The following is a 22177-nucleotide window of genomic DNA, read 5'->3' on the forward strand; positions in this document are numbered from 1 at the left end:
CTTTACCCCAAGGGACGGCGGGGCAGCCTGCCGTCCATCCACTCGAGAAACCGGAGGAAACGAAACGATGCTCGAAGGTGCCTACAGCTCCGTTCCCGCAGATGCCGGCAATACTTATCCGCAGGACTTCGCTCTTCCCACGGACGCCCCCGCGACCGCCGGGGCCGAACCGGCCGTGATCGCGAACGTCGCGCCCGAGGATCCCGCGGTGAAGGCCTGCCTCGACGACATCACCGCCCTGCGCAACATCAAGGTGCGCATGGACCGCCTGGCCGAGGAAATCGCGATCGCAGATCCCAACGAAACGCGCTACGTCAACAACCTGCTGAACGGCATCCAGCGGGAGGCTGCGGAAGCCGAGAAGATCTGCGCCCGTATCGAGCGGAATTGCGCCAACCTCGGCATCGCCCCTTCGCAGCTGGGTAACGTGCACCATCTCTGCGACCAGATCCGCACCGTCGCCCGCGCTGCGCAGGAGCAGCAGGATGCCATGAACAAGGGGCTGAACTTCGACCTCGGCGCCGTCACGGACGCCATCGGGCAGTTCGGCGGCGCGGTCTGGGGGGTGGTCCTGATGATCCTGGGCTTCCTGTTTGGCGGCCAGCGCCAGGGCGCGTTCTAGAGCGCCAGCGCACGCCCCTCGCGCAGCACCTCCTCCGCGGCCGCCGTGTAGCGTTCCGGGCGGTCGTGGAGGACGAGGCCCGGCAACAGCCGCAAGGGCGTGCGCACGCCCTTGCGTGCCCGCACGATGACGCGCTTGGCGGGCTGGTCCGCGGCGGGCCACAGCGGAAAGACGGCTATGCCGCCGAAGCCGGGGGTAATCGCCGCCAGCGCCTCGTCCAGCCGCTCCGCCCTCAGAATCACGGTCAGGCGCCCGCGCGGGCGGACGAAACGGGCGGCACGCGCGATCCATCCGCCCATGCCGAGCGGCCCGTCGCTGCGGGCACGCGCACGGACAGGGTCGGGCGCTGAGGGCCCCTTCGCCGGGTCGAAGAAGGGCGGGTTCGTCATCACCTCGTCGAAGGCGTTGGGCGCGATGCCGCCCGCATCCTCGCCGAGGTCGCCGCACAGCGCGGTCATGCGTGCGGCCCATCCGTTCGCCGCCGCGTTCTCATCGGCGAGGGCTGCCAGCGCCGGCTCGATCTCCAGCCCCGTGACGGACAGGCCTTCCGCGCCGGCATCCCGGGCGCGCGCCAGCAGCGCAAGCCCCGCCGTGCCCACGCCGCAGCCGGCGTCGAGAACCCGCATGGCTCTGCCAGCCTCCGGCAGAGGCACGGCGGCCGCAAGCAGCAGCGCGTCGCTGCCCGCCCGCAAGCCCCCGCGCGGCTGGCGCAGGCGCACGCGCCCGCCCATCAGCAGATCCTCGGTCAGGTCAGGCGCCGCTGTCACCGGCCATCTCCCCGGCGAGGCCTGCCTCCTCCAGCACGCGGCGGGCCGCTGCGGCGTCCTCGTCGACAACCGCGATCCGGCGCGGAATGACGCCGATCGAGCCTTCGACCACGCTCATGTGCGTATCGAGGACAAGCGGCTCGATCCCCGCCTGGCGCAACGTGTCGGCCGCGAAGGACAGCGTGACGGGATCGTTGGTCCGTATCAGCACGATCATCTGGCCCGCCCTCCCGCTCCTGCTGCGTCATCGTGGCGCCATCGTGGCCCACTTGATTCCGCGCGCATCTCATCCCTATGGTGCAGCCATATCAAACGGGGCAACGAAGGAACATCCCTTGGGTCTGGCAGATGCAGCGCAGACGACGCGCGGGCGGGGGCGGTCGGCATCGCCGATAGACCGGCTCATGGCGCTCGTCGCCGGCGACATGGAGGCGGTGAACGCGCTGATCGCGGAGCGCATGCGCTCCGGCGTGCCCATGATTCCCGACCTTGCGGGCCATCTTATCAATTCCGGCGGCAAGCGGCTGCGCCCCATGCTGACGCTGGCGGCGGCGCGGCTCTCGGGCTATTCGGGTCAGGACCATGTGAAGCTCGCCGCGACCGTGGAATTCATCCACACTGCCACCCTTCTGCACGACGACGTCGTCGACGGCAGCGACATGCGCCGGGGCAAGGCCGCGGCCAACATCCTTTGGGGCAACAAGCCGAGCGTCCTCGTCGGCGACTTCCTGTTCTCGCGCGCCTTCCAGCTGATGGTCGAGACGGGCTCGCTGCGCGTCCTCGACATCCTGTCAAACGCCTCCGCCGTGATCGCGGAGGGCGAGGTGATGCAGCTCACCACCACCAACAACATCGCCACGACCGAAGACACCTACATGCAGGTGATCGCGGCCAAGACGGCGGCCCTCTTCTCCGCCGCGACCGAGGTCGGTGCCGTGGTTGCCGGCCTGCCGGAGGAGAAGGCGGGCGCGCTCGCCACGTACGGCCGCAGCTTCGGCATCGCCTTCCAGCTGATCGACGACGTGCTGGACTACGGCGGTACGTCGGAGACCCTCGGCAAGTCCGTGGGCGACGATTTCCGCGAGGGCAAGGTCACGCTGCCCATGCTGCTTGCCCACGCGCGCGGCACTGCCGAGGAAAAGGCGTTCTGGACCCGCGTGGTGATCCCGACGCAACAGCGCGAAGGCGATCTGGAACGGGCGATCGAACTGATGTCCGCGCGCGGCGCGCTGGCCGACACGGTGGAGGCGGCCCGCCGGCATGGCGAGGCGGCCAAGCAGGCGCTCGGCGGCTTCCCCGCGATGCCGGAGCGCGAGGTGCTGACCGACATCGTCGATTTCTGCGTCGAGCGCGCTTACTAGACCTTCTGCATCACGCCCCGACGGCACCCGCCGCCGTCCAGCCGCGCACGCCGAGGTTCGCCTGAAGCGCGTCAGCCGCAGCCCGCGCCGCGCTCTCGTCGTGGAACAGGCCGAACACCGTTGCCCCGCTTCCCGACATGCGGGCGCACCTGCAGCCGGGCTGCGCGGCCATCGCGGCGTGCGTCCGGCCGATCTCCGGCGCCAGCGCGCGAGCCGCCCCCTCGAGGTCGTTCCGGGTCTGCGCGAGCCAGGCGAGAAAGGCCTCCACACCGTCCCACCCGCCCCCGGGGATCGCCGGAAGCGGCGGATTGTCCGCCGACGCGAGCGCCTTGAACACCGGCCCGGTCGGCACTGCCACGCCCGGATTGGCGAGCGCGAGCCACAGGCCCCCGGGCAGTGCGACCGGATCCAGAACCTCCCCCACCCCGCGCATGCGGGCGGCATGGCCTGCGAAGCACACCGGCACGTCGGCGCCGAGGGCTGGCGCGATCCCGCTGCCGGCGAGTGCGGCGCGGTCGAGGCCCCACACCTCCGCCAGCGCATCCATGGCTGCGGCGGCATCCGCCGAGCCGCCGCCGATACCCGCTTCCGCCGGCAGATGCTTGTCAAGCGCGATTGTCACGGGGCCCGCCGCATGCCCCTCGCCCCGCGCCCAGGCGCGAACCGCATCGCGCGCCCGCACGACGAGGTTGCCCGCGCCCGTCGGGACAGGCCCCGCGCGCGGTCCCGTCACCGCGAACCCGTCCGCGCCGGAGGGCGCAACCGTCAGCCGGTCCGCCACGCCGTCCGCGAAGACCACGAGGCTGTCGAGCAGGTGATAGCCGTCGGCCCGCCGGCCCGTGACGTGCAGCGCCAGGTTGACCTTGGCCCGCGCGGCCCGCGCGGCCCCGGCTTGTGCCTTCAAGGCCGCCCCCTTCGCGTCAGTCGGAGCCGGAAGCGGCGGTTTCGGTCTCGCGGCGCCCCTCGGTCTCCGATTTCTCGACGGCGTCGAGGCCGCGGGCGATCTTGTCCTCGATCCGGACGCGGGCGCCTTCCTCGGGCTCCAGGTCGAGCGCATGGCTCCACTGGAAGCGCGCCTCCAGCTTGCGCCCAACCTTCCAGTAGGCATCGCCCAGGTGATCGTTGATGACCGGATCGTGCGGGGCGAGCGAGATCGCGCGTTCGAGGTGCAGCACCGCGGCCTCGTAATTGCCCAGCCGGTACTCGGCCCAGCCGAGGCTGTCGATGATGTAGCCGTCGTCGGGCCGCTGCTCGACCGCGCGCTCGACCATGCCGATGGCCTTCTCAAGGTGCAGGCCCTTGTCGATCCAGCTGTAGCCCAGGTAGTTCAGCACCAGCGGCTGGTCCGGATTGAGGTCGAGCGCGGCGAGGAAATCCTGCTCCGCACGATCCCATTGGCCAGCCCGCTCCAGCGCCACCCCGCGCGAATAATAGACCGACCAGTCGCGCGGCCCGGGCGCGTCGATCATGGCAATCGCCGCATCGTAGTGCACGATCGACTCTGCGAACCGCTCACGCGCGCGCAGGATGTTGGCGAGTGCCAGATGCGGCTCCCGCCGGTCCGGACGCGATTCCGCGAGACCGCGCAGCAGCGCTTCCGCCTCGTCGAGCCTGTCGAGTTCGTCGAGCGCGTAGGCCTTGCGCAGGATGGCGTGCCAGCGCAGCCGCGAGTCGGCGGGCACGGCCTCGTAGAGGGCGACCGCACGCTCCCAGCGGCCGTTGTTCTCGAGCACTTCGGCAAGCAGCACCTGTGCGAGCGGGAAACCCGGACGGATGAAACGCGCGAGGTTCAGATAGACCGGGGCCGTCTCGGCACCGCGGTCCTGGGCCAGCGCCGCGCCGACCGAAAACATCACCTCGGCCGCACCCGCAGCCGCATCCGGGACGGCGCGCGGAAGCGTTCCCCCGCCCTCGATCACATCGCGCGCCGTCGAAACGATGAAGTCCGCCACGTGCCGCTCGGCCAGGTCGCGCAGCAGCGCCAGTGCCTTTGCCTGCTGCCCCATCGCCTGAAGCTCCGCCGCGAAGGCGACCGCGGCACGCCCGCTCAGCGCCGTGTTGAGTGCGATCGCATCGGAAAAGGCCGCTTCCGCCGCGGCTGCATCGCCAAGCGCCGAGGCAATGAGGGCGCGGTGGTAATCGCGGAAGAACTCGAACGCCGGGCGGCCGGACAGGGCATCGACCGCCGCGAAGGCGCCCTCGGCATCCCCCTCGCCCACCGCGATCCAGGCCTTGAGCAGCCCCGCGACCAGGGCGTTGAATGCCCCCGGAGCAGCCGTGTCCAGCACCTCACGCGCCTGCGCAAGCCGGCCCGAACGGACATGGTCCGCGACGAGCGCCAGCGAGGCGAAGGCGTGTTGCGGCTCCTCGCCCACGACCGCGGGCGCAAGGGCCACGGCCTCCGTCACGCGCCCGTCGGAGAGCAGCATGGTGAAGGCGCGCTCCCGCAGGACGGGATCGTCGGGCGCGAGCGCCATGGCTGCCCGGAAATGATCGGCAGCCGCGCCCGTGTCGCGCGTCATGTGGGCGTGGCGGGCCGCCAGATAGCTGCCAAGCAGCGTTGCCGGCGCCTCGGCAGCGGCGTTTCCGGCCTTTGCAGTGCTGCGCACCTCCGTCTCCGCCAGGGCGCCTGAACCTGCAAGCGTACCCGAAAGCGACAGGCAGAGGGCGAGTGCAAAGGCGTGCGTGCGTGGCATTGTGCGCATCTCCCGGTCCGAGGGGTCAGCGTAAGGTCCCCTCCCTTCCTAAGGAATGAACAAATCCGGGCAAAGGCAAGGCATGGCGCCGAGAAAAACCCCCGCGAAGCGGTCTTCGCGGGGTTTTCTGCAGGCACGGGGAGGCGCCGGGCGCCTCACATGTTCGGATAGGTCGGGCCACCGCCGCCCTCGGGCGTGGCCCAGTTGATGTTCTGTGCCGGGTCCTTGATGTCGCACGTCTTGCAGTGGACGCAGTTCTGCGCGTTGATCACGAAGCGGTCCTCGCCGCTCGCCTCGTCCTTCACGAACTCGTAGACGCCCGCCGGGCAATAGCGCTGGCTGGGGCCAGCGTAGACCGGCAGGTTCTTCTGCACCGGGATCGCGGGATCCTTGAGCTGCAGGTGGATCGGCTGGTCCTCCTCGTGGTTCGTCCCAGAGAAGGAGACGTTGGTCAGCCGGTCGAAGGAGATCACGCCGTCGGGCTTGGGATAGTCGATCGGCTTGAACTCCGAGGCAGGCTTGAGACAGGCATGATCCGGCTTGCCGTGCTTCATCGTCCCGAAGAAGGAGAAGCCGAAGAGGTCGTTCGTCCACATGTCGAGGCCGCCCAACGCAAGACCGCCAACGAGGCCGAACTTCGACCACATCGGCTTCACATTGCGCACCTTCTTCAGGTCCTTGTAGACGGACGAGCCGCGATAGGCCTCCTCGTACGCATCCAGCGTGTCGCCCTCACGTCCCTCCGCGATGGCAGCGAACGCGCTCTCGGCAGCGAGCATGCCCGTCTTCATCGCGTTGTGGCTGCCCTTGATGCGCGGCACGTTCACGAAGCCTGCCGAGCAGCCGATCAGAACACCGCCGGGGAACGCCAGCTTCGGCACCGACTGGAAACCGCCCTCGGTGATCGCGCGCGCGCCGTAGGCGATGCGCCGCCCGCCCTCCAGCACCGGCTCGATCAGCGGGTGATGCTTGAAGCGCTGGAACTCCTGGTATGGCGACAGATACGGGTTCTCGTAGTTCAGATGCACCACGAAGCCGATGGACACGAGATTGTCCTCGAGGTGGTACATGAACGAGCCGCCGCCGGTCTTCGTGCCGAGCGGCCAGCCCATGGTGTGCGTGACCTGGCCCTGGCGGTGGTTCTCCGGCTTGACCTCCCAAAGCTCCTTCAGGCCGATGCCGAACTTCTGCGGGTCGCGCCCGTCCGACAGCTTGAATTCGGAGATCAGCCGCTTGGCGAGCGAGCCGCGCACGCCCTCGGCGACCATCACGTACTTGCCGTTCAGCTCCATCCCCGGCTGGTAGTCGCCCTTGTGGCTGCCGTCACGCCCGATCCCCATGACGCCCGCGACCACGCCCTTGACCGATCCGTCCTCGCGGTAGACGAGGTCGGAGGCCGCGAAGCCCGGATAGATCTCGACGCCCAGCGCCTCGGCCTGTTCGGCGAGCCAGCGGCAGACATTGCCGAGCGAGACGGCGTAATTGCCATGGTTCGACATGAGCGGGGGCATGACGAAATTGGGGATGCGAACCGCGCCCTCGACGCCGAGCATATAGAAGCGGTCGTCCGTGACGGGCGTGTTGAGCGGCGCGCCCTTCTCCTTCCAGTCGGGAATGAGCTCGTTGAGCGCGACAGGATCGACGACGGCGCCGGAGAGAATGTGTGCGCCGACCTCGGCCCCTTTCTCCAGCACGCAGACCGCAAGCTCGGTCTCCGCCTCCGCGGCGAGCTGTTTCAGACGGATCGCCGCAGAGAGACCCGCAGGCCCCGCGCCGACGATCACCACGTCATAGTCCATCGCATCGCGCTCGACCGCTTCGGTCATGGTGCTACACCCCCTCTCGTTCATGTTGCCGCCGCCGAAGTCCGTCCGTATCGCGCGGCGGACAGGGCGGCTCAGCCCGCCCGGCACTTCCTGTTGTCTATTTGGCTAAAGCGGCTTGGACGTTTGGTCAATGCGCAGGCACGTGCGCGGGTTCCCTGCAGGCATGCGTCCGCCCGGGGATGGCAGCGCCACCCGGGCTGCGCTAAGGTCTGAGGGATTGAAGACCATCTCTGCCGGAAAGGAGACCACCCATGACCGGATCGAGCGCCGGCCTCCACGCCCCGCGCGAGCGCCTGACCAAGGAGACGCTTGCCATGCACCAGGCGATCGTCTCGATCATGGAGGAACTGGAAGCCGTCGATTGGTACCGCCAGCGCGCCGACGACTGCGACGACCCGGAACTGAAGGCGATCCTGCTGCACAACATGCGCGAGGAGATGGAGCACGCCGTCATGGTGATGGAGTGGATGCGCCGCAACAACGCGGACTTTGCCAAGTATCTGAAGGAATTTCTCTACAGCGACGGCGACATCGTCGATCACTGAGCGGAGGAACGGGCACGGCGGACGTGGACCCCGGACACTCACGAACGAGCGGTGAGGACCTCGCCGATCTGATCTGGCAGATCGAGATGGGGGCGGACGAGTGCGTCCGGGCCGCACCCTGCGACTGGTTCGCGCTACGGCAGGAGGAACAGGCGCCCGCGCACGGCCGCTCCGCGGCTGCCGGACAGCGCACGGCCCCGCCCCGGTCTACGCGCGCTCCCGCACCCGCCCCTGCGCCGGCCCCACGGCCGCAAGCCCCGATTCTCGGCACGGAGACCGCGGCCGCGAGCGCGAGCGAAGCCGCGGCGGCCTGCACCACGCTCGACGCATTGCGCAACGCGCTTGCGGCCTTCGAGGGATGCCCGCTCAAGGCGACCGCGCGCAATCTCGTCTTTTCCGATGGGACCCCGGAGGCCCGCGTCATGGTCGTGGGCGAGGCGCCGGGGCTTGAGGAAGACCGCGAGGGCCGACCCTTCGTCGGACGGTCGGGGCAGCTGCTCGACCGCATCCTCGCGTCCATCGGGCTTTCCCGAGGTGCGGAGGACCCCGCGCACGGCGTCTTCATCTCGAACGTGATCTTCTGGCGCCCGCCCGGCAACCGCAAGCCGACGGAGGCAGAGACCGCAGCCTGCCTGCCCTTTATCCGGCGCGCCATCGCGCTGGCCGAGCCGGACATCCTCGTGCTTGCGGGCGCGACGCCCGCGCAACAGCTGCTCGGCACAACCGAAGGCATCACGCGGCTGCGCGGCCGGTGGAAAACCTATGACACGGGCACCCGCCATATCCCGTGCCTGCCGACGCTTCACCCGGCGTATCTGCTCCGGACGCCCTCGGCAAAGCGCCTCGTCTGGTCCGACATGCTGTCCCTGAAAGCCAGACTGTCCGCCTGACCCCCGTCCCATTTACAGACAACCAGGGTCAAACTTCGTTAACCATAAATAACCGATTGCGCTATATCGTTCCATTCTGCTACATTTCCCTGACATCCGTGGCTGGATCATTGTCAGAGGAGTGCTGGGGTATGGAAAGCCAGATCCTATCGTCCGGAATCGACACAAAGTACCAGGAGATTGCCGGGGACGACGGCAAGATGACCTTCTGGGAGTTTGCAGACGCAGTCCGCAACGACGACAAGCTTCTGAAGCAGTTCGACAAGAACGGCGACGGGCGCCTCGGTTGCTGCGAGACGGTGAAGCTCTATTGGGACGTCATGAAGGGCTGCAAGATCGACGAGGACCGCGTGCGCGAGGTCCTCGGCGAGGCCGGCTACGGCGAAATGGACGAGGTTGGCGAGCAGTGCTGCCCCCCGTCTCCCTGCTCCTGCAACTGCGCCGGCGAAACGGACGGCGCCGAAGGGGCTGACGGCGCCGACGACAGCGACATGACCCTCGGCGGCAATGCCCCGGCGACGGGGACCGGCGCAACCGGTGCAACCGGCGCAACTGGTGCCGACGACGGATGCTGCGCATGCGATGACGGCACCGAGGGCGCATCTCCCGACCGCGCCGCCGTCCTGGACGACGTGCTCGACCACCTGTCCGACGACGACCAGGTCTCCTTCGCCGAATTCCAGGGCCTCTACGGCAAGCATGGCGATGGCTCCATGTCCGCCGAAGACCTGCGGGACGCCTACAACGGTCTCGACAGCTTCGATGCGGAAAGCGTGACAGATGGCCTGATGCATGCGTTCGGCGCAGGCACGTCCCTGTTGGACGACCTGCTCGATATGCTGGCCTACGACGGGCAGATCACGTTCGCGGAGTTCAAGGCGCTGATCGCCAAGCATGGCGGGTCGGACATGAGCGATGCGGAGCTGCGCGACCTCTACCGCAACGCCAACAGCTTCGACGCCGCAAGCATGCAGACGGCGGCCGACAGCGCGCTTGCCTGATACCGGCGCCCCGGAGAGGGGCGCATCGCAACCCCGACACCAAGGCCGGCGGGCATCCCGCCGGCCTTTCCTGCGCCCATGCCCCGATTTCATCGTGTTGCGCGGGGGAACTGCGGCATCGCGTCGATTTGTCATCATTAATTTTTACAGTTGCGAGAGTGCGTTTCATAATGCTACAGTTCTTGTGCATCTAGGCTGGATGTGAGGGCAACCGGAGGGCTGGGGCGATGGCGACGGCTGAACTGAGATCCGATATCATTAGCGCAATGCGCAACGACGGCGCGGTCGACGCGCAGGAATTTGCCGATATCGTCCGCGGGAATTTCGGCGACGACATCTCCGATGCGGCGATCGACCAGGCGTTCGCAGAAATGTCAGGTTCCGACCTCAGCACCCCGCTCACCATTCGCGGCGCTGCCGAGCAGGCGGTCACCTATAATGGCGAGACGAGCAATGCCGGCGGCTCGGACGCCGGCCAGGCGGTTCAGGGCGCCCTGTCCGACGCGATGGAAGACGACGGGCAGCTCACCTTTGCCGAGTTCAAGGCGATCTACGCCACCCATGGCGACGGCACCATGTCGGACGCCGACCTGCGCGCTGCCTACAAGTCCGGCAGCAGCTTCAGCGCAGACGCCATGGCGGGCGCGCTGGCCGACGTCGGCGTGACGGGCGCGACGGGCGGCGGCACATCCGCCAACGGATCCGGCGCAACCGGCGGCGGCACATCCGCCAACGGCTCGGGCGCAACCGGCGGCACCAGTGGCGGCGGCGGCACCGCCGACAAGGACGCCGACTATTTCTACCCCTTCGCGGCGGGTGGCATTGCGATGTTCCTGCCCGCAGATGGCGTCTCGACTTTCGACACCTTCAAGCAGGGCGTCGTCGACACGATCGTCAACGACGGCGGGGACGCGGCTTGGGTTACCGACGCGGTCATCCAGCCCTATTTCGACGGAATCGCCGACAAGTCGGACTTCGACCAGATCGTCCAGGCGGGCGCCGAGGCTTCGGCTGCGGCCTATGCCAACGGAACAGGCGCAACCGGCGGCACCAGTGGCGGCACGACAGGCGGCGGCACCACGGGCGGCGGCACCACGGGCGGCGATGCGACAGGCGGCGCGACGGGCGGCGGTACGACAGGTGGCACCACGGGCGGCGGCACGTCGACAGGCAGTAACGGCTTCGTCTCCGCGGGCACCGATGCCCTGGGTCAGGACATCGATAATGACATTGACGGCATCGGCGGCATTGATTCGCTCGAATTCCGGAATGTCGTTGCCAACGAACTCATCAGACAGGGCTATCCAGGAAACTCGGTATTTTCGGAAGGAGAACTAGTCTCCATCATCCAGGATCAGTTCGAGACCATTGCCGACGGGAAGAACGGTCCCGAAGTCAGGGCTGCCGCCGAGCAGGCCATCGCCAACGTGATTGCCTCGAACCTGCTGTAAGAGGCGCCGGGTGGCACCCGGAAATCCTTGTGGACCTGTGTTGCAGATGAGGAGTCTGGGGCAATGGCGACGGCTGAACTGAGATCCGATATCATTAGCGCAATGCGCAACGACGGCGCGGTCGACGCGCAGGAGTTTGCCGATATCGTCCGCGGGAATTTCGGCGACGACATCTCCGATGCGGCGATCGACCAGGCGTTCGCAGAAATGTCAGGTTCCGACCTCAGCACCCCGCTCACCATTCGCGGCGCTGCCGAGCAGGCGGTCACCTATAATGGCGAGACGAGCAATGCCGGCGGCTCGGACGCCGGCCAGGCGGTTCAGGGCGCCCTGTCCGACGCGATGGAAGACGACGGGCAGCTCACCTTTGCCGAGTTCAAGGCGATCTACGCCACCCATGGCGACGGCACCATGTCGGACGCCGACCTGCGCGCTGCCTACAAGTCCGGCAGCAGCTTCAGCGCAGACGCCATGGCGGGCGCGCTGGCCGACGTCGGCGTGACGGGCGCGGGCGGCGGCGCCGGAAGCACCGGAAGCAGCGGCGCCAACGGCTCGGGTGCGACGGGCGGCGGCACGTCCGCAAATGGCTCCGGCGCGACAGGCGGAGGCACGTCCGCCAACGGCTCGGGCGCAACCGGCGGCGGCACGTCCGCAAATGGCTCCGGCGCAACGGGCGGCACCAGTGGCGGCACGACAGGCGGCGGCACCACGGGCGGCGATGCGACAGGCGGCGCGACGGGCGGCGGTACGACAGGTGGCACCACGGGCGGCGGCACGTCGACAGGCAGTAACGGCTTCGTCTCCGCGGGCACCGATGCCCTGGGTCAGGACATTGATCGCTTCGCGAACGATCCCGGTGGCATCAGGCATATACATTTCCAGGATGTTGTAGCCGACGAACTCCAAAGACAAGGCTACAACGGCAACCTTCCGCTTAGCCACGGACCGCTGTTCAACATCATCAAACAAGAATACAGCACCATTGGTGACGAGCAAAATGGCCCGGCAGTAAGGGCGGCTGCCGAACGCGCGATCGCCGGTATACTTGCCTACACACCGCCCACCTAAACCGCAGCGCCACGAACTGCGAAGGCAATCGCGCACATGCGGGCGGCGTCCGAAACAACCACAGAGAGAAAAACAGAATCCGCTTTCAATCTAGTTTCTCTTTGGTACACTTGTATCAAATAGACGCCGGGTGGCACCCGGAAATCGTTGTGAACCTGTGTTGCAGATGAGGAGTCTGGGGCAATGGCAAGTGCAGAACTGAGAGCCGACATCATCGCGGCGATGCGCAACGACGGTAAGGTCGACCTCGAGGAGTTCACCGATATCGTCAAGGAGAATTCCGGCGACGACATCTCCGACGAGGCGATCGAGAGGGCGTTCAACGAGATGTCCTCGTCGGACACGAGCACGCCTCTCGCCATCCGCGACGCCGTCGGCGCCGCCGAGGAATACGACGCCGAGATGGAGGACGAAGCTTCCGGCTCCGACGTCGACCGCGCAGAGGTTCAAGACGACGTCCTCGACGCCCTTTCCGACGACGACCAGGTTTCGTTCGCCGAGTTCGAGGCGATCTACAACAAGTACGGCGACGGCTCCATGTCGTCCGACGAACTGCGCGACCTTTACGAGAACGCCGACAGCTTCGATGCCGAGAGCATGACCGACGCCCTGATGGAAGCGTTCGGCAGCGGCATGAACGAAGAACTGATGGACGACGTGGTCGACGCGCTGGCCGACGACGACCAGGTGACGTTCGCCGAATTCCAGGCGCTGGTCGACAAGCACGGTGGCACGGACATGTCCGATGCCGAGCTGCGCGACGCCTATTCTGACATCGACACCTTCGATGCCCAGAGCGTGTACGACGGCGTGATGGACGCGACCGGCGGCGGATCGTCGTCCGGCTCTTCGGGCGGGTCTTCCTCCGTCAGCGACGCGATCGACGACGCCATGGCCGATGGGCGGGTGGACGAGCCGGAGTTCCGTTCGATTGCCCTCGACGCGATCGAGGCGGCCGGCCTGCCGCGCACGGTCCTCAGCGACTCCGGTATCAATTCGATTTTCGCGGAGATCCAGAGAGAGGGGAACGACACCGACCCCGCCGAGATCCAGAAGGGCATCGACCTCGCGGTCAGCATCGCGCGGGACATCGAGGCGCTCTGATCCCGGGCGTACCGCGTTCCGAATACTTGGCGTGCCACCTTGGGCCCCGCGGCGATGTCCGCCGGGGCCCGTTTCCTTTTGCCGCGGCCCTGCCGGCCCCTGCCCTCTGGCGTCGCTGAAGGGCGGGCGCTAGACTCCGCTCCGCATCTCTGGCCCATCTTTCCCGAACGACAGCGGAGAGCGTTCCCATGTCCGCCAGCCGCATCGACGAAACCCGCCCCTTCGTGCCCGTGAACATCGCGGTCATGACCGTCTCGGATACCCGCACCTTCGCCGACGACAGGTCCGGCGACACGCTGGTCAAGCGGCTTGAGGAGGCCGGGCACACGCTCGCCGCGCGCGCCATCGTCATCGACGACGTGGCGGAGATCGTGAGCCAGCTGCAGGCCTGGATCGCCGATCCCGGTGTGGACGCGGTGATCTCGACCGGCGGCACGGGCCTCACTGGCCGCGACGTGACCGTGGAGGCTTTCCGGTCGGTCTTCGAGAAGGAGATCGACGGATTCTCGGTCGCCTTCCACATGATCTCCTGGGAGAAGGTCGGCACCTCGACCATCCAGTCGCGCGCGACCGCGGGCGTGGCGCACGGAACCTATCTCTTCGCGCTGCCGGGCTCTCCCGGCGCCTGCAAGGACGGCTGGGACGGCATCCTGAAGTACCAGCTCGACTACCGGCACCGGCCCTGCAACCTGGTCGAGATCATGCCGCGGCTGGAGGAGCACCGGCGCGCGGAGGCCGGCGCCACCTGACCGCGCCCCCCTCTTGCGCGGCGGCCCGCGATGGCGCATCTCTTTCTCCGCGCATGTGCCGAGACGGCCGACCCCGGGTGCAGGCGCGACCGCAGGGCTGACCGCCGCTCCCGACGCGGCGTGCCCGCCCCGGCCCATTTCCGGGCGCCGGCTTCCTGAAGGCTTCTGGCCATGACGCTGCTGTTCGCGATCGCGTTCCTCTCGCTCGCCATCCTGATCTTCTTCGCAACCCTGATCGGTCTGCGTCATCCCGGGCGTCCTGCCTGGACGGACTCGTTCGGCGTCGCCGAGCTTGCCGCCGTCGCCGCTGCCGTGCTGTTCGGACTGGCTGCCGGCTTCCTGTTCAAGCACGCCCTCACCGCCCCGGGCGTACTGGCACGGGCGGAAGATGCCGCGGTGATCCTGGCCGGGGCCGGCGCGATCGCGCTGGGCTGGCGCATCGCCAGCCGGCGGATCGCGGCAATGACGGCACCGGCCGGCGCGCACGGCTGACCGGTATCGGGCGCACTTGATTGCGCACGTAGGGCGCGGGATGCTGCGCCCCATGTTCGACACGGCCACCCTGCTCGTCTTTTCCGGCGCCTCTCTGGCCCTGGCTGTCACGCCGGGGCCGGACATGGCGTTCTGCCTCGCCGCAGGGGCGCGTGCGGGCGTCACGGGCGCGGTCGTCGCGGCCCTGGGCCTGGTGGTCGGTCTTGCGATCCATTCGGCAGCGGCAGCCGCCGGATTGGCGGCGCTGCTTGCGGCGACACCGCTCGGCCTCGACGCCGTGCGATGGGTGGGCGCGGCCTATCTGGTCTGGATCGCGATCCACGCATGGAACACGCCGGTGCGGCTCGAACCCGCGCCCGGCGCGCGGCGCGAGTTGGGCTTGCTGTTCGTGCGCGCGCTGCTCACGAACCTGATGAACCCGAAGATCATCATGTTCTTCTTGGCCTTCCTGCCGCAGTTCGCGAACCCTGCGAAGGGGCCGGTGTGGCTGCAGATGCTGCTGCTGGGCTTGCTGTTCGCGGCGATCGGCATCTGGATCAATGTCGCGGTGGGGGCGAGCGCGGGCGCGGTACGCCGCCTGTTTGCGCGCAATCCGAAGGCGGGGCTGCTGCTCGCGCGCGGAACGTCCGTCATCTTCCTGGGACTTGCGGCGCGTCTGGCGCTCAGCCGGCTCTGAGCGGACCCGCGTTCAGGGAGCGATACGCCCGCCCGCACGGGTGAATGCCAGCCAGTCCGCCCCCTCGTCGATGTCGGTGAGAACCGGCAGATACGCCGCACGCGCCCCGTCCGGCAGATTGGCGAGCGTGTCGGCAAGCGCATGCGGCCCCGACCAACGGACGCCTTGGAAGAGCGTGAGCGTCCGCGGCCGGCACCGTTGCCCAACCATCCAGTAGCCGCCGTCTCCGGAGGGACCTACCGCGACTTCCGCCCGGCCCAACGCCCGGAACGCCGCCGCAACGTGATGCCGCCGGATGCCGGGAATGTCGGTCCCCACGATCACGACCGGCCCCTGTCCAGCCAAGGAAAAGGCCCGCTGCATCCGGTGGCCGAGATCGCCCTGGCCCTGCCGCACATGGCGGGCGTCGAGCCCCGGCAGCCCGCGCACCGCCGCGCCGTCGGGCGTGACCGCAACCAGCGTGCGCCAGCGCCCCGGCGCGCTGAGCCGCTGCACGCTCGCCAGCGTCATCAGGCGCGACAGCATCGCGGCGCGCGCGTACCCGACATGGCGGGCGAGGCGCGTCTTGGCGCGCCCGGCCACGGCGGCGCGCGCGAAGATCACCAGCGTTCCGGCACCCGCCTGCCTCACGCCCCGCGCCTCACGCATAAAGCCGGGCGATGCGCTGCGGCGACATACCCGCGAAATAGAGGCCGAGACACATCAGGTTGCGCGCGGGCCGCTTCAGATAACCGTCGCGGTCATAGCGCGTTGCACTCGTCACCGCGCGCACCGGCAACATGCTCAGGCGGCCGCGTCCGATCCTGCGGACGAATTCGACATCCTCCATGAGCGGGAGTTCCGCGAAGCCGCCCAGCCGGTCGTAAAGCCGGCGCGAGACGAGCAGCCCCTGGTCGCCATAAGGCAGGCCGAAGAGCGAGCAGCGCAGCCGCACCATGGCCTCGAGCGCACGCGGCCGCCACCCCTCGGCATCGAGCGCAAACCGGAACGCCGCGGCACGCTCATGCGCGCCAGGATGCGCCAGGAAGCGGTCGGCCTCCCCGATCCAGCCGGGGGTGAGCACCGTGTCGGCGTGCAGGAAGAGGAGCCAGTCGCTGCGCGCAACCGCCGCCCCTGCCCTCAGCTGCGGCCCGCGTCCGCGCGGCGCGGCAATCCACTGGCAGCCGGCGGCGTCCGCGATCTCTTCCGTCCGGTCGGCAGAGCCGCCATCGGCCACGATGACCTCCCGCACCAGCCCTTCGACCGCGCCCGGCACAAGCGCGGCCAGAACGGGCGCCAGCGTGGCTTCGGCGTTCAGCGTGGGGATGACGATACTGAGCATTGCCCCGCGATCATACGGACTTGCATGGGCTTGTCACCTCCCGCCTTCCGCCAGGGCACACCCCAGAATGTTCTTGTCTTGTTCCCATCTGGCGGTTAGCGTCAACCGGCGGAGAGGAGACGGCGGAATGACCATCGAGGAGGACACAAGGATAATCGACGGCAGTGTGCGGGTGGGGCAACGGCTGCGCCACGGGCGGGGCGCGCTGTCGAACGCGGCCAGCCGCTACGAGCCCGGGCGGGTGCGGGTGGACGACGGCTGGGGCGTCGATCCGGACGACGACCTGCCGCCGCTCAAGACAAGCGTCACGGCCGATGCGAGCCGCACGATCATCACCCGCAACCAGTCGCCCGATATCTCCTTCGACCGGAGCATCAACCCCTATCGCGGGTGCGAGCATGGGTGCGTCTATTGCTTCGCACGGCCCACGCACGCCTGGCTCGGCCTGTCGCCGGGCCTCGATTTCGAGACGCGGCTTTTCGCCAAGCCCCGCGCGGCGGAGTTGCTGGAGGCGGAATTGCGTAGCGCCTCCTACGCCCCGCGCGTCATCGCCATCGGCACCAACACCGACCCCTACCAGCCGGTCGAACGGACGCTGCGCGTCACCCGCTCGATCCTCGAGGTGCTCGACCGCTTCAACCATCCGGTCGGCATCACGACGAAGGGCGCGCGCGTCGTGCGCGACATCGACATCCTGGGGCCGATGGCAGCGCGGCGGCTGGCCAAGGTCGCGATCTCGGTGACCACGCTCGATGCGAAACTCGCCCGCGCGATGGAGCCGCGCGCACCGGCGCCGGAAAAGCGCCTCGCCGCGATCCGCGACCTCAGCGCCGCCGGTATCCCGGTCGCCGTGATGGTCGCCCCGCTCATCCCCGGCCTCACCGACCACGAGATCGAGCCGATCCTCGAACGCGCGGCCGACGCGGGCGCGACGCAGGCGGGATATGTTCTGCTGCGGCTGCCGCTCGAACTGAAGGAGGTGGTGGCGGAGTGGCTGCGCGACCATTGCCCCGACCGCGCGGACCGGGTGTTGAACCTGCTGCGCGGCATGCGCGGTGGCAAGGAGTACGACGCGCGCTGGGGCCTGCGGCAGACCGGCACCGGCGCCTACGCCCGCTTCATCGCAGACCGGTTCCGCGTGGCCCGAACGCGCTTTGGCCTCGACCGGCGCTCATGGTCCCATGATATGAGCCTGTTCCGCCCGCCGCCGCGCGCGGGCGACCAGTTGAGCCTGCTCGATCCCTGAGGCACGAGGACACGCGCCCATGACCGCCGACGCTGCCCCGCCCCGACCCCCGCGCACCGCAGGCCTCGACGAGGCGGGACGCGGGCCCTGGGCCGGGCCGGTGATCGCGGCGGCGGTGGTCTTTCCCCATGTGGATGTGCGCGACCGCTTGCTCGACGCAGGGCTGACGGATTCGAAGGCGCTACGGCCCGAAGCGCGGAAGCGGCTCTGTACGCTGATCCTCGCGCACGCCGAGGTGGGCGTCGGCGGCGCGACGGTGGCGGAGATCGACAGCGTCAACATCCTGCAGGCCAGCCTGCGGGCCATGGCGCGCGCCCTGACGGCGCTGCCGTGTCCGCCCGCGCACGCTCTCGTCGACGGCAACCGCTGCCCCGATCTGCCCTGCCCGGCGGAGGCCATCGTGAAGGGCGATCTGAGCGTTCCGGAGATCATGGCGGCCTCGGTCGTGGCCAAGGTGACACGGGACCGGATCATGGCGCGGGCGGCGAATCGCTACCCCGGTTTCGGCTTCGAAACGAATCAGGGATACGGCACCGCGGCCCACCAGGAGGGGCTCGCCCGCCTCGGCCCCACCCCACTCCATAGGCGTTCCTTTGCCCCCGTCCACAAGATATTGATTGAACTTGGCCTCATAACCCTTTGATTCAGTTAATTTATTGACCTGCACCTAAAGCGCCGCCCTAATTGCAGCAGGGGTAAGGACCAACCTGCGGGGGCGGGAGCATGACGTTCTGGGGGGAACTCGAGGTGCGCGAGGTGCTGGACGAAAGCGCCTATGACCGCGTCTATCACGGCGACAGCGTCGAGATTCTCAACGCGATGCCGGAGAAGTGCGTCGACCTGATTTTCGCCGATCCGCCGTACAATCTGCAGCTCGGCGGCGAATTGACGCGGCCCGACCAGAGCCGGGTCGACGGCGTTGACGCCGACTGGGACCGGTTCGCGAGCTTCGACGACTACGACCTGTTCACGCACGACTGGCTGGCCGCCTGCCGCCGCGTGCTGAAGGACACCGGAACGCTCTGGGTCATCGGCAGCTACCACAACATCTTCCGTGTGGGCACGGTGCTGCAGGACCAGGGGTTCTGGATCCTCAACGACATCACCTGGCGCAAGACGAACCCGATGCCGAACTTCCGCGGCACCCGCTTCGCCAACGCGCACGAGACGCTGATCTGGGCGTCGAAGAGCCAGGATCAGAAGACCTACACCTTCAATTACGAGGCGATGAAGGCGCTCAACGACGGGGTGCAGATGCGCTCCGACTGGGTGCTGCCGATCTGCACGGGGGCCGAGCGGCTGAAGGACGGCCACGGCGAGAAGGCCCACCCGACGCAGAAGCCCGAGGCGCTGCTGCGCCGCGTGCTCATGTCCTCGACCAACCCGGGGGACGTGGTACTCGACCCCTTCTTCGGAACAGGCACGACCGGCGCCGCCGCCAAGCAGCTTGGCCGCCGGTTCATCGGAATCGAACGCGAGGAGACGTACGTGAGACTGGCAGAAGCCCGCCTGGCAAAGGTCATTCCCTTCGATCCCGCCGCGCGCGAGGTCACGCGCAGCAAGCGGCAGGAACCGCGCATCCCCTTCGGCTGGCTGATCGAGCGCGGCCTGCTGGAGCCCGGCACGATGCTGTTCGATCCGAAACGCCGCTGGGCGGCGAAGGTGCGCGTCGACGGCACGCTGGTCTGCGACGGGACGACCGGCTCGATCCATCGCACGGCGGCGCAGATCCAGGGCCTCGACGCCTGCAACGGCTGGACCTTCTGGCACTTCGACGTGGAAGGCCGCCTCATCCCGATCGACGTGCTGCGCCAGCAGCTGCGCGCGGAGCTGAACTGAGACCTACCCCGCCTCGTCCAGCGCGAGGCGGGCCACCTTTCGCATGACGGTCGGGAGGGCGAGTGCGCCGAAGTCCCGGGGATGCGCCCAGAACGCCCCCTCCGGTAGCCGCGCCCCTGCAGCGCAGCGGGGGCGCGCGACGGCAAGTTCCAATGCGAAATGCGTGAAGACGTGAGCGACGCGGCCGGGCACCAGCACCCAGCCGCCGGCGGCGTCGACCGGCGCGTGAGCGCGTGCGGCCTGCAGCCCCGGCATCTCGTCGCCCCAGGGCGTCGAGGGAAACTCGACCATGCCGCCGAGCAGCCCCTCGTCGGGCCGGCGGCGGACGAGGACGGCGCCGTCCGCCCGCGTCACCCAGAAGGCGATCCCGAATCGCCGGGGCTTCGCAGCCTTGGGGGCCTTGCGCGGTAGGTCGGCGGCAATCCCGCGCGCGGCGGCGGCGCACCCCTCGCGCAAGGGACAGAGGACACAGGCAGGCGCACGCGGCGTGCAGACTGTCGCGCCGAGATCCATGAGCGCCTGCGCGATGTCGCCCGGGTCCTCGCCTCCCTCGAAGGCGTCGGCGAGACGCGCAAGCTCCGGCTTGGCGGCGGGCAGCGGCGTCTCCACGGCATGAAGCCTGGCCATCACCCGCTCCACATTGCCGTCCATGGGCACGACCGGCCGGTCGAAGGCGATGGCCGCGACGGCGCGCGCCGTGTAGGGCCCGATGCCGGGCAATGCCTGCAAGCCCTCGACCGTGTCGGGAAAGCGCCCGCCGTGGTCGCGCGCGACAACCTCGGCACAGGCATGGAGATTACGGGCGCGCGCGTAGTAGCCGAGCCCCGCCCACGCCGCGAGCACATCGTCGCGGGGTGCTGCCGCCAGCGCCCCGACCGTCGGCCAGCGCGCGGTGAACGTATCGAAATAGCCCTTCACGGCCTGCACGGTCGTCTGTTGCAGCATGATCTCCGACAGCCAGACGCGGTAGGGATCGGCCCGCACGCCCGCCGCGCGCGCCCCCGGCGAGACCCGCCACGGCAAGTCGCGGGCCTGCGCACGGTACCATGCGAGCAGCGCCGAACGCCGCTGCGCCGCCGTGTTCTCTCCCCTCCCGCTGCGTCCTGCCATTGCGCTGACCCGCTTGCCGCCACATTCTCTTGCGAGAGAGATCAGATAGGGCATTGGCAGGCAAACGGGAAACCATGGGCCGGAGGGCACCCGGACAGGCGCAGGGCAAGGGCGGCGCAGGCGGCAAGGCCGGCGCGCAGGACGATCTCTTTGCCAAGGTTGCGCCCGATGCGGAACGGACCGCCAAGGGCTTCCAGCCGGCTGCACGATCCGGCTCAAAGGTCGCATCCAAATCATTCAGAAAAAACGGTTTTCTGGAAGCGCGCCTGATCACGCGCTGGGCCGAGATCGTGGGCGAGGACATCGCGCGGGCAACCCTCCCGCAGCACTTCCGCCGGTCGGACGACGGCGGCACGCTGACCGTGCGGGCGTCGGGAGCGGCCGCCCTCGAACTGCAGCACTACACCCCGCAGATCCTCGACCGGATCGCCGCCTATTTCGGCTACCGCGCGGTGACGCGGCTGAAACTCGTGCAAGGCCCCCTGCCCCCGCGGCGCCCGCGCGGCCGGGTCCGGCGGGTCATCCTGCCGCCGGAGGAGGCCGCGAGCCTCGATGCGCTGACGGCGCCCTTGGCCGACGAAAAGCTGCGCGCCGCACTCCAGCACCTCGGCCGCGGCGTCATCGGGCGGCGTTTATCCACAGAAAAGCGCCGCTGACCGCGACGGAGCGGCACCTCATCCACAGTTTCAACGCCAAGAAGCATCTAGCAGGAGATCGCCATGCGTGCCAAACTCCCCACCACATATGGTAGGACCGAAGGGGCCATGACACAGGATCGCCGACAATTCCTGATCCGCATGGGGCTGGGGGCAAGCGCGCTCGCGGCGGCGGGCACGCTGCTTGCGCATCGCGCGCACGGCGCCTCCGCAATGCTGGACGATCTCGTGCTGGGTCAGGCGGACGCCCCGGTCGAGGTGATCGAGTACGCCTCGCTCACCTGCTCGCACTGCGCGAACTTCCACAACACGACCTATGAGGCGTTCAAGGAACGCTATGTGAAGACCGGCAAGGTGCGGTTCGTCTACCGCGACTTCCCGTTCGACGCGGGCGGGCTGCGCGCGGCGATGCTCGCGCGCTGCGGCGGGCCAGCGAAGCGGGAAAGCTTCCTCAAGGTCCTGTTCGCCCAGCAGAAGGTGTGGACGCAAGCCTCGACCATCGCGGAACTCGATGCCAACCTCCTGAAGATCGCACGCCTCGGCGGCATCAGCGAGGCGGAGTTCACGGCCTGCATGGCCGACAAGATGCTGGAGGAGGCAGTCCTCAAGGAACGCCTCGGCGGCGAGCAGGAGTTCGGCGTGTCCTCCACCCCGACCTTCATCATCGACGGCAAGAAGTACGCTGGCGACCGGCCCATCGAGGAGATGGCGAAGCTGATCGACCCGCTGCTGCCGGACAGCTGATCGGGGGCGCCGC

24 protein-coding genes are annotated in these 22177 nt (G+C 68.6%); 16 read left to right on the forward strand and 8 right to left on the reverse strand.

Features of this window, described 5'->3' with window-relative positions:
- Positions 1–67 precede the first annotated feature (67 nt).
- Entirely contained in the window at positions 68–622 is a 555-nt protein-coding gene (locus tag NJQ99_RS14180; protein WP_269333525.1) for a hypothetical protein, read from the forward strand.
- Here the strand turns inward: NJQ99_RS14180 and NJQ99_RS14185 are convergent.
- Positions 619–1389 carry a tRNA1(Val) (adenine(37)-N6)-methyltransferase gene (locus NJQ99_RS14185; protein WP_269333526.1) on the reverse strand — a complete coding sequence of 257 codons (771 nt, stop codon included), beginning with the start codon at positions 1387–1389 and terminating at the stop codon, positions 619–621. The two genes, NJQ99_RS14180 and NJQ99_RS14185, sit on opposite strands and share 4 nt — an antisense overlap.
- Positions 1373–1606, reverse strand: a complete 234-nt coding sequence (locus NJQ99_RS14190; RefSeq protein ID WP_269333527.1) for a putative signal transducing protein — start codon at positions 1604–1606, stop codon at positions 1373–1375. The genes NJQ99_RS14185 and NJQ99_RS14190 overlap by 17 nt, the downstream gene beginning before the upstream one ends.
- Positions 1607–1793: 187 nt before the next feature.
- On the opposite strand from NJQ99_RS14190, the gene NJQ99_RS14195 reads away from it, so the two are divergent.
- A complete protein-coding gene (locus tag NJQ99_RS14195) occupies positions 1794–2750 on the forward strand; it encodes a polyprenyl synthetase family protein (protein WP_269333528.1) in 957 nt (318 codons plus the stop codon).
- A gap of 10 nt (positions 2751–2760) precedes the next feature.
- Here the strand turns inward: NJQ99_RS14195 and NJQ99_RS14200 are convergent, their stop codons facing one another.
- The 3 genes from NJQ99_RS14200 to NJQ99_RS14210 form a co-directional block, all read right to left on the reverse strand.
- Positions 2761–3654 (reverse strand): 4-(cytidine 5'-diphospho)-2-C-methyl-D-erythritol kinase, encoded by an 894-nt coding sequence (locus NJQ99_RS14200; protein ID WP_269333529.1) that lies wholly within the window; start codon positions 3652–3654, stop codon positions 2761–2763.
- A gap of 16 nt (positions 3655–3670) precedes the next feature.
- Positions 3671–5446, reverse strand: a complete 1776-nt coding sequence (locus tag NJQ99_RS14205) for a tetratricopeptide repeat protein (RefSeq protein WP_269333530.1) — start codon at positions 5444–5446, stop codon at positions 3671–3673.
- 155 nt (positions 5447–5601) lie between these two features.
- Complete coding sequence (locus NJQ99_RS14210) at positions 5602–7272, reverse strand: electron transfer flavoprotein-ubiquinone oxidoreductase (RefSeq protein ID WP_269333531.1); 1671 nt, start codon at positions 7270–7272, stop codon at positions 5602–5604.
- 251 nt (positions 7273–7523) lie between these two features.
- On the opposite strand from NJQ99_RS14210, the gene NJQ99_RS14215 reads away from it, so the two are divergent.
- From NJQ99_RS14215 to NJQ99_RS14255, 9 genes are all read left to right on the forward strand, one after another.
- Positions 7524–7817, forward strand: coding sequence for a ferritin family protein (locus NJQ99_RS14215; RefSeq protein WP_269333532.1), 294 nt, complete (start codon positions 7524–7526; stop codon positions 7815–7817).
- Between the two features lie 23 nt (positions 7818–7840).
- Positions 7841–8707, forward strand: a complete 867-nt coding sequence (locus tag NJQ99_RS14220; protein WP_269333533.1) for a uracil-DNA glycosylase — start codon at positions 7841–7843, stop codon at positions 8705–8707.
- Positions 8708–8838: 131 nt separating this feature from the next.
- The gene (locus NJQ99_RS14225) at positions 8839–9708 is read left to right on the forward strand and encodes a hypothetical protein (RefSeq protein WP_269333534.1); all 870 of its coding nucleotides are present in this window, start codon (positions 8839–8841) and stop codon (positions 9706–9708) included.
- A 227-nt stretch (positions 9709–9935) separates the two neighbouring features.
- The gene (locus NJQ99_RS14230; RefSeq protein WP_269333535.1) at positions 9936–11159 is read left to right on the forward strand and encodes a hypothetical protein; all 1224 of its coding nucleotides are present in this window, start codon (positions 9936–9938) and stop codon (positions 11157–11159) included.
- Between the two features lie 63 nt (positions 11160–11222).
- Positions 11223–12227, forward strand: coding sequence for a hypothetical protein (locus NJQ99_RS14235; protein WP_269333536.1), 1005 nt, complete (start codon positions 11223–11225; stop codon positions 12225–12227).
- Between the two features lie 183 nt (positions 12228–12410).
- Positions 12411–13331 (forward strand): hypothetical protein, encoded by a 921-nt coding sequence (locus NJQ99_RS14240; protein ID WP_269333537.1) that lies wholly within the window; start codon positions 12411–12413, stop codon positions 13329–13331.
- 188 nt (positions 13332–13519) lie between these two features.
- The gene (moaB, locus tag NJQ99_RS14245; protein WP_269333538.1) at positions 13520–14080 is read left to right on the forward strand and encodes a molybdenum cofactor biosynthesis protein B; all 561 of its coding nucleotides are present in this window, start codon (positions 13520–13522) and stop codon (positions 14078–14080) included.
- A 171-nt stretch (positions 14081–14251) separates the two neighbouring features.
- Positions 14252–14572 carry a hypothetical protein gene (locus NJQ99_RS14250; RefSeq protein ID WP_269333539.1) on the forward strand — a complete coding sequence of 107 codons (321 nt, stop codon included), beginning with the start codon at positions 14252–14254 and terminating at the stop codon, positions 14570–14572.
- 52 nt (positions 14573–14624) lie between these two features.
- Positions 14625–15248 (forward strand): LysE family translocator, encoded by a 624-nt coding sequence (locus NJQ99_RS14255; RefSeq protein WP_269333540.1) that lies wholly within the window; start codon positions 14625–14627, stop codon positions 15246–15248.
- A gap of 12 nt (positions 15249–15260) precedes the next feature.
- Here NJQ99_RS14255 and NJQ99_RS14260 read toward each other — a convergent pair whose 3' ends face one another.
- Positions 15261–15878: a TIGR04282 family arsenosugar biosynthesis glycosyltransferase gene (locus NJQ99_RS14260; RefSeq protein WP_269333541.1), complete on the reverse strand. Its 618-nt coding sequence runs from the start codon at positions 15876–15878 to the stop codon at positions 15261–15263.
- 10 nt (positions 15879–15888) lie between these two features.
- Entirely contained in the window at positions 15889–16569 is a 681-nt protein-coding gene (locus tag NJQ99_RS14265) for a TIGR04283 family arsenosugar biosynthesis glycosyltransferase (protein WP_269333542.1), read from the reverse strand.
- Between the two features lie 127 nt (positions 16570–16696).
- On the opposite strand from NJQ99_RS14265, the gene NJQ99_RS14270 reads away from it, so the two are divergent.
- The 3 genes from NJQ99_RS14270 (at position 16697) to NJQ99_RS14280 (ending at position 19654) form a co-directional block, all read left to right on the forward strand.
- On the forward strand, positions 16697–17815 hold the full coding sequence (locus tag NJQ99_RS14270) for a PA0069 family radical SAM protein (RefSeq protein ID WP_269333543.1): 1119 nt from the start codon (positions 16697–16699) through the stop codon (positions 17813–17815).
- 19 nt (positions 17816–17834) lie between these two features.
- The gene (locus NJQ99_RS14275; RefSeq protein WP_269333544.1) at positions 17835–18458 is read left to right on the forward strand and encodes a ribonuclease HII; all 624 of its coding nucleotides are present in this window, start codon (positions 17835–17837) and stop codon (positions 18456–18458) included.
- Positions 18459–18538: 80 nt separating this feature from the next.
- On the forward strand, positions 18539–19654 hold the full coding sequence (locus NJQ99_RS14280; RefSeq protein ID WP_269333545.1) for a site-specific DNA-methyltransferase: 1116 nt from the start codon (positions 18539–18541) through the stop codon (positions 19652–19654).
- A gap of 3 nt (positions 19655–19657) precedes the next feature.
- Here the strand turns inward: NJQ99_RS14280 and mutY are convergent, their stop codons facing one another.
- Positions 19658–20764: an A/G-specific adenine glycosylase gene (mutY, locus tag NJQ99_RS14285; RefSeq protein ID WP_269333546.1), complete on the reverse strand. Its 1107-nt coding sequence runs from the start codon at positions 20762–20764 to the stop codon at positions 19658–19660.
- A 74-nt stretch (positions 20765–20838) separates the two neighbouring features.
- On the opposite strand from mutY, the gene NJQ99_RS14290 reads away from it, so the two are divergent.
- Positions 20839–21420: a DUF721 domain-containing protein gene (locus tag NJQ99_RS14290; RefSeq protein WP_269333547.1), complete on the forward strand. Its 582-nt coding sequence runs from the start codon at positions 20839–20841 to the stop codon at positions 21418–21420.
- A gap of 108 nt (positions 21421–21528) precedes the next feature.
- Positions 21529–22164 carry a DsbA family protein gene (locus NJQ99_RS14295; RefSeq protein WP_269333548.1) on the forward strand — a complete coding sequence of 212 codons (636 nt, stop codon included), beginning with the start codon at positions 21529–21531 and terminating at the stop codon, positions 22162–22164.
- Positions 22165–22177: the final 13 nt, after the last annotated feature.

The organism is Futiania mangrovi, from assembly GCF_024158125.1.
In the GTDB taxonomy this organism is placed as follows: Bacteria; Pseudomonadota; Alphaproteobacteria; order Futianiales; family Futianiaceae; genus Futiania; species Futiania mangrovi.

Coding starts and splice junctions, on each gene's coding strand:
- NJQ99_RS14280 (WP_269333545.1), top strand. CDS start 18,539: ATGACGTTCTGGGGGGAACTCGAGGTGCGCGAGGTGCTGGACGAAAGC.
- NJQ99_RS14235 (WP_269333536.1), top strand. CDS start 11,223: ATGGCGACGGCTGAACTGAGATCCGATATCATTAGCGCAATGCGCAAC.
- NJQ99_RS14190 (WP_269333527.1), bottom strand. CDS start 1,606: ATGATCGTGCTGATACGGACCAACGATCCCGTCACGCTGTCCTTCGCG.
- moaB (WP_269333538.1), top strand. CDS start 13,520: ATGTCCGCCAGCCGCATCGACGAAACCCGCCCCTTCGTGCCCGTGAAC.
- NJQ99_RS14210 (WP_269333531.1), bottom strand. CDS start 7,272: ATGACCGAAGCGGTCGAGCGCGATGCGATGGACTATGACGTGGTGATC.
- NJQ99_RS14265 (WP_269333542.1), bottom strand. CDS start 16,569: ATGCTCAGTATCGTCATCCCCACGCTGAACGCCGAAGCCACGCTGGCG.
- NJQ99_RS14195 (WP_269333528.1), top strand. CDS start 1,794: ATGGCGCTCGTCGCCGGCGACATGGAGGCGGTGAACGCGCTGATCGCG.
- NJQ99_RS14295 (WP_269333548.1), top strand. CDS start 21,529: ATGACACAGGATCGCCGACAATTCCTGATCCGCATGGGGCTGGGGGCA.
- NJQ99_RS14275 (WP_269333544.1), top strand. CDS start 17,835: ATGACCGCCGACGCTGCCCCGCCCCGACCCCCGCGCACCGCAGGCCTC.
- NJQ99_RS14290 (WP_269333547.1), top strand. CDS start 20,839: ATGGGCCGGAGGGCACCCGGACAGGCGCAGGGCAAGGGCGGCGCAGGC.
- NJQ99_RS14240 (WP_269333537.1), top strand. CDS start 12,411: ATGGCAAGTGCAGAACTGAGAGCCGACATCATCGCGGCGATGCGCAAC.
- NJQ99_RS14250 (WP_269333539.1), top strand. CDS start 14,252: ATGACGCTGCTGTTCGCGATCGCGTTCCTCTCGCTCGCCATCCTGATC.
- NJQ99_RS14230 (WP_269333535.1), top strand. CDS start 9,936: ATGGCGACGGCTGAACTGAGATCCGATATCATTAGCGCAATGCGCAAC.
- NJQ99_RS14205 (WP_269333530.1), bottom strand. CDS start 5,446: ATGCCACGCACGCACGCCTTTGCACTCGCCCTCTGCCTGTCGCTTTCG.
- NJQ99_RS14180 (WP_269333525.1), top strand. CDS start 68: ATGCTCGAAGGTGCCTACAGCTCCGTTCCCGCAGATGCCGGCAATACT.
- mutY (WP_269333546.1), bottom strand. CDS start 20,764: ATGGCAGGACGCAGCGGGAGGGGAGAGAACACGGCGGCGCAGCGGCGT.
- NJQ99_RS14255 (WP_269333540.1), top strand. CDS start 14,625: ATGTTCGACACGGCCACCCTGCTCGTCTTTTCCGGCGCCTCTCTGGCC.
- NJQ99_RS14225 (WP_269333534.1), top strand. CDS start 8,839: ATGGAAAGCCAGATCCTATCGTCCGGAATCGACACAAAGTACCAGGAG.
- NJQ99_RS14215 (WP_269333532.1), top strand. CDS start 7,524: ATGACCGGATCGAGCGCCGGCCTCCACGCCCCGCGCGAGCGCCTGACC.
- NJQ99_RS14270 (WP_269333543.1), top strand. CDS start 16,697: ATGACCATCGAGGAGGACACAAGGATAATCGACGGCAGTGTGCGGGTG.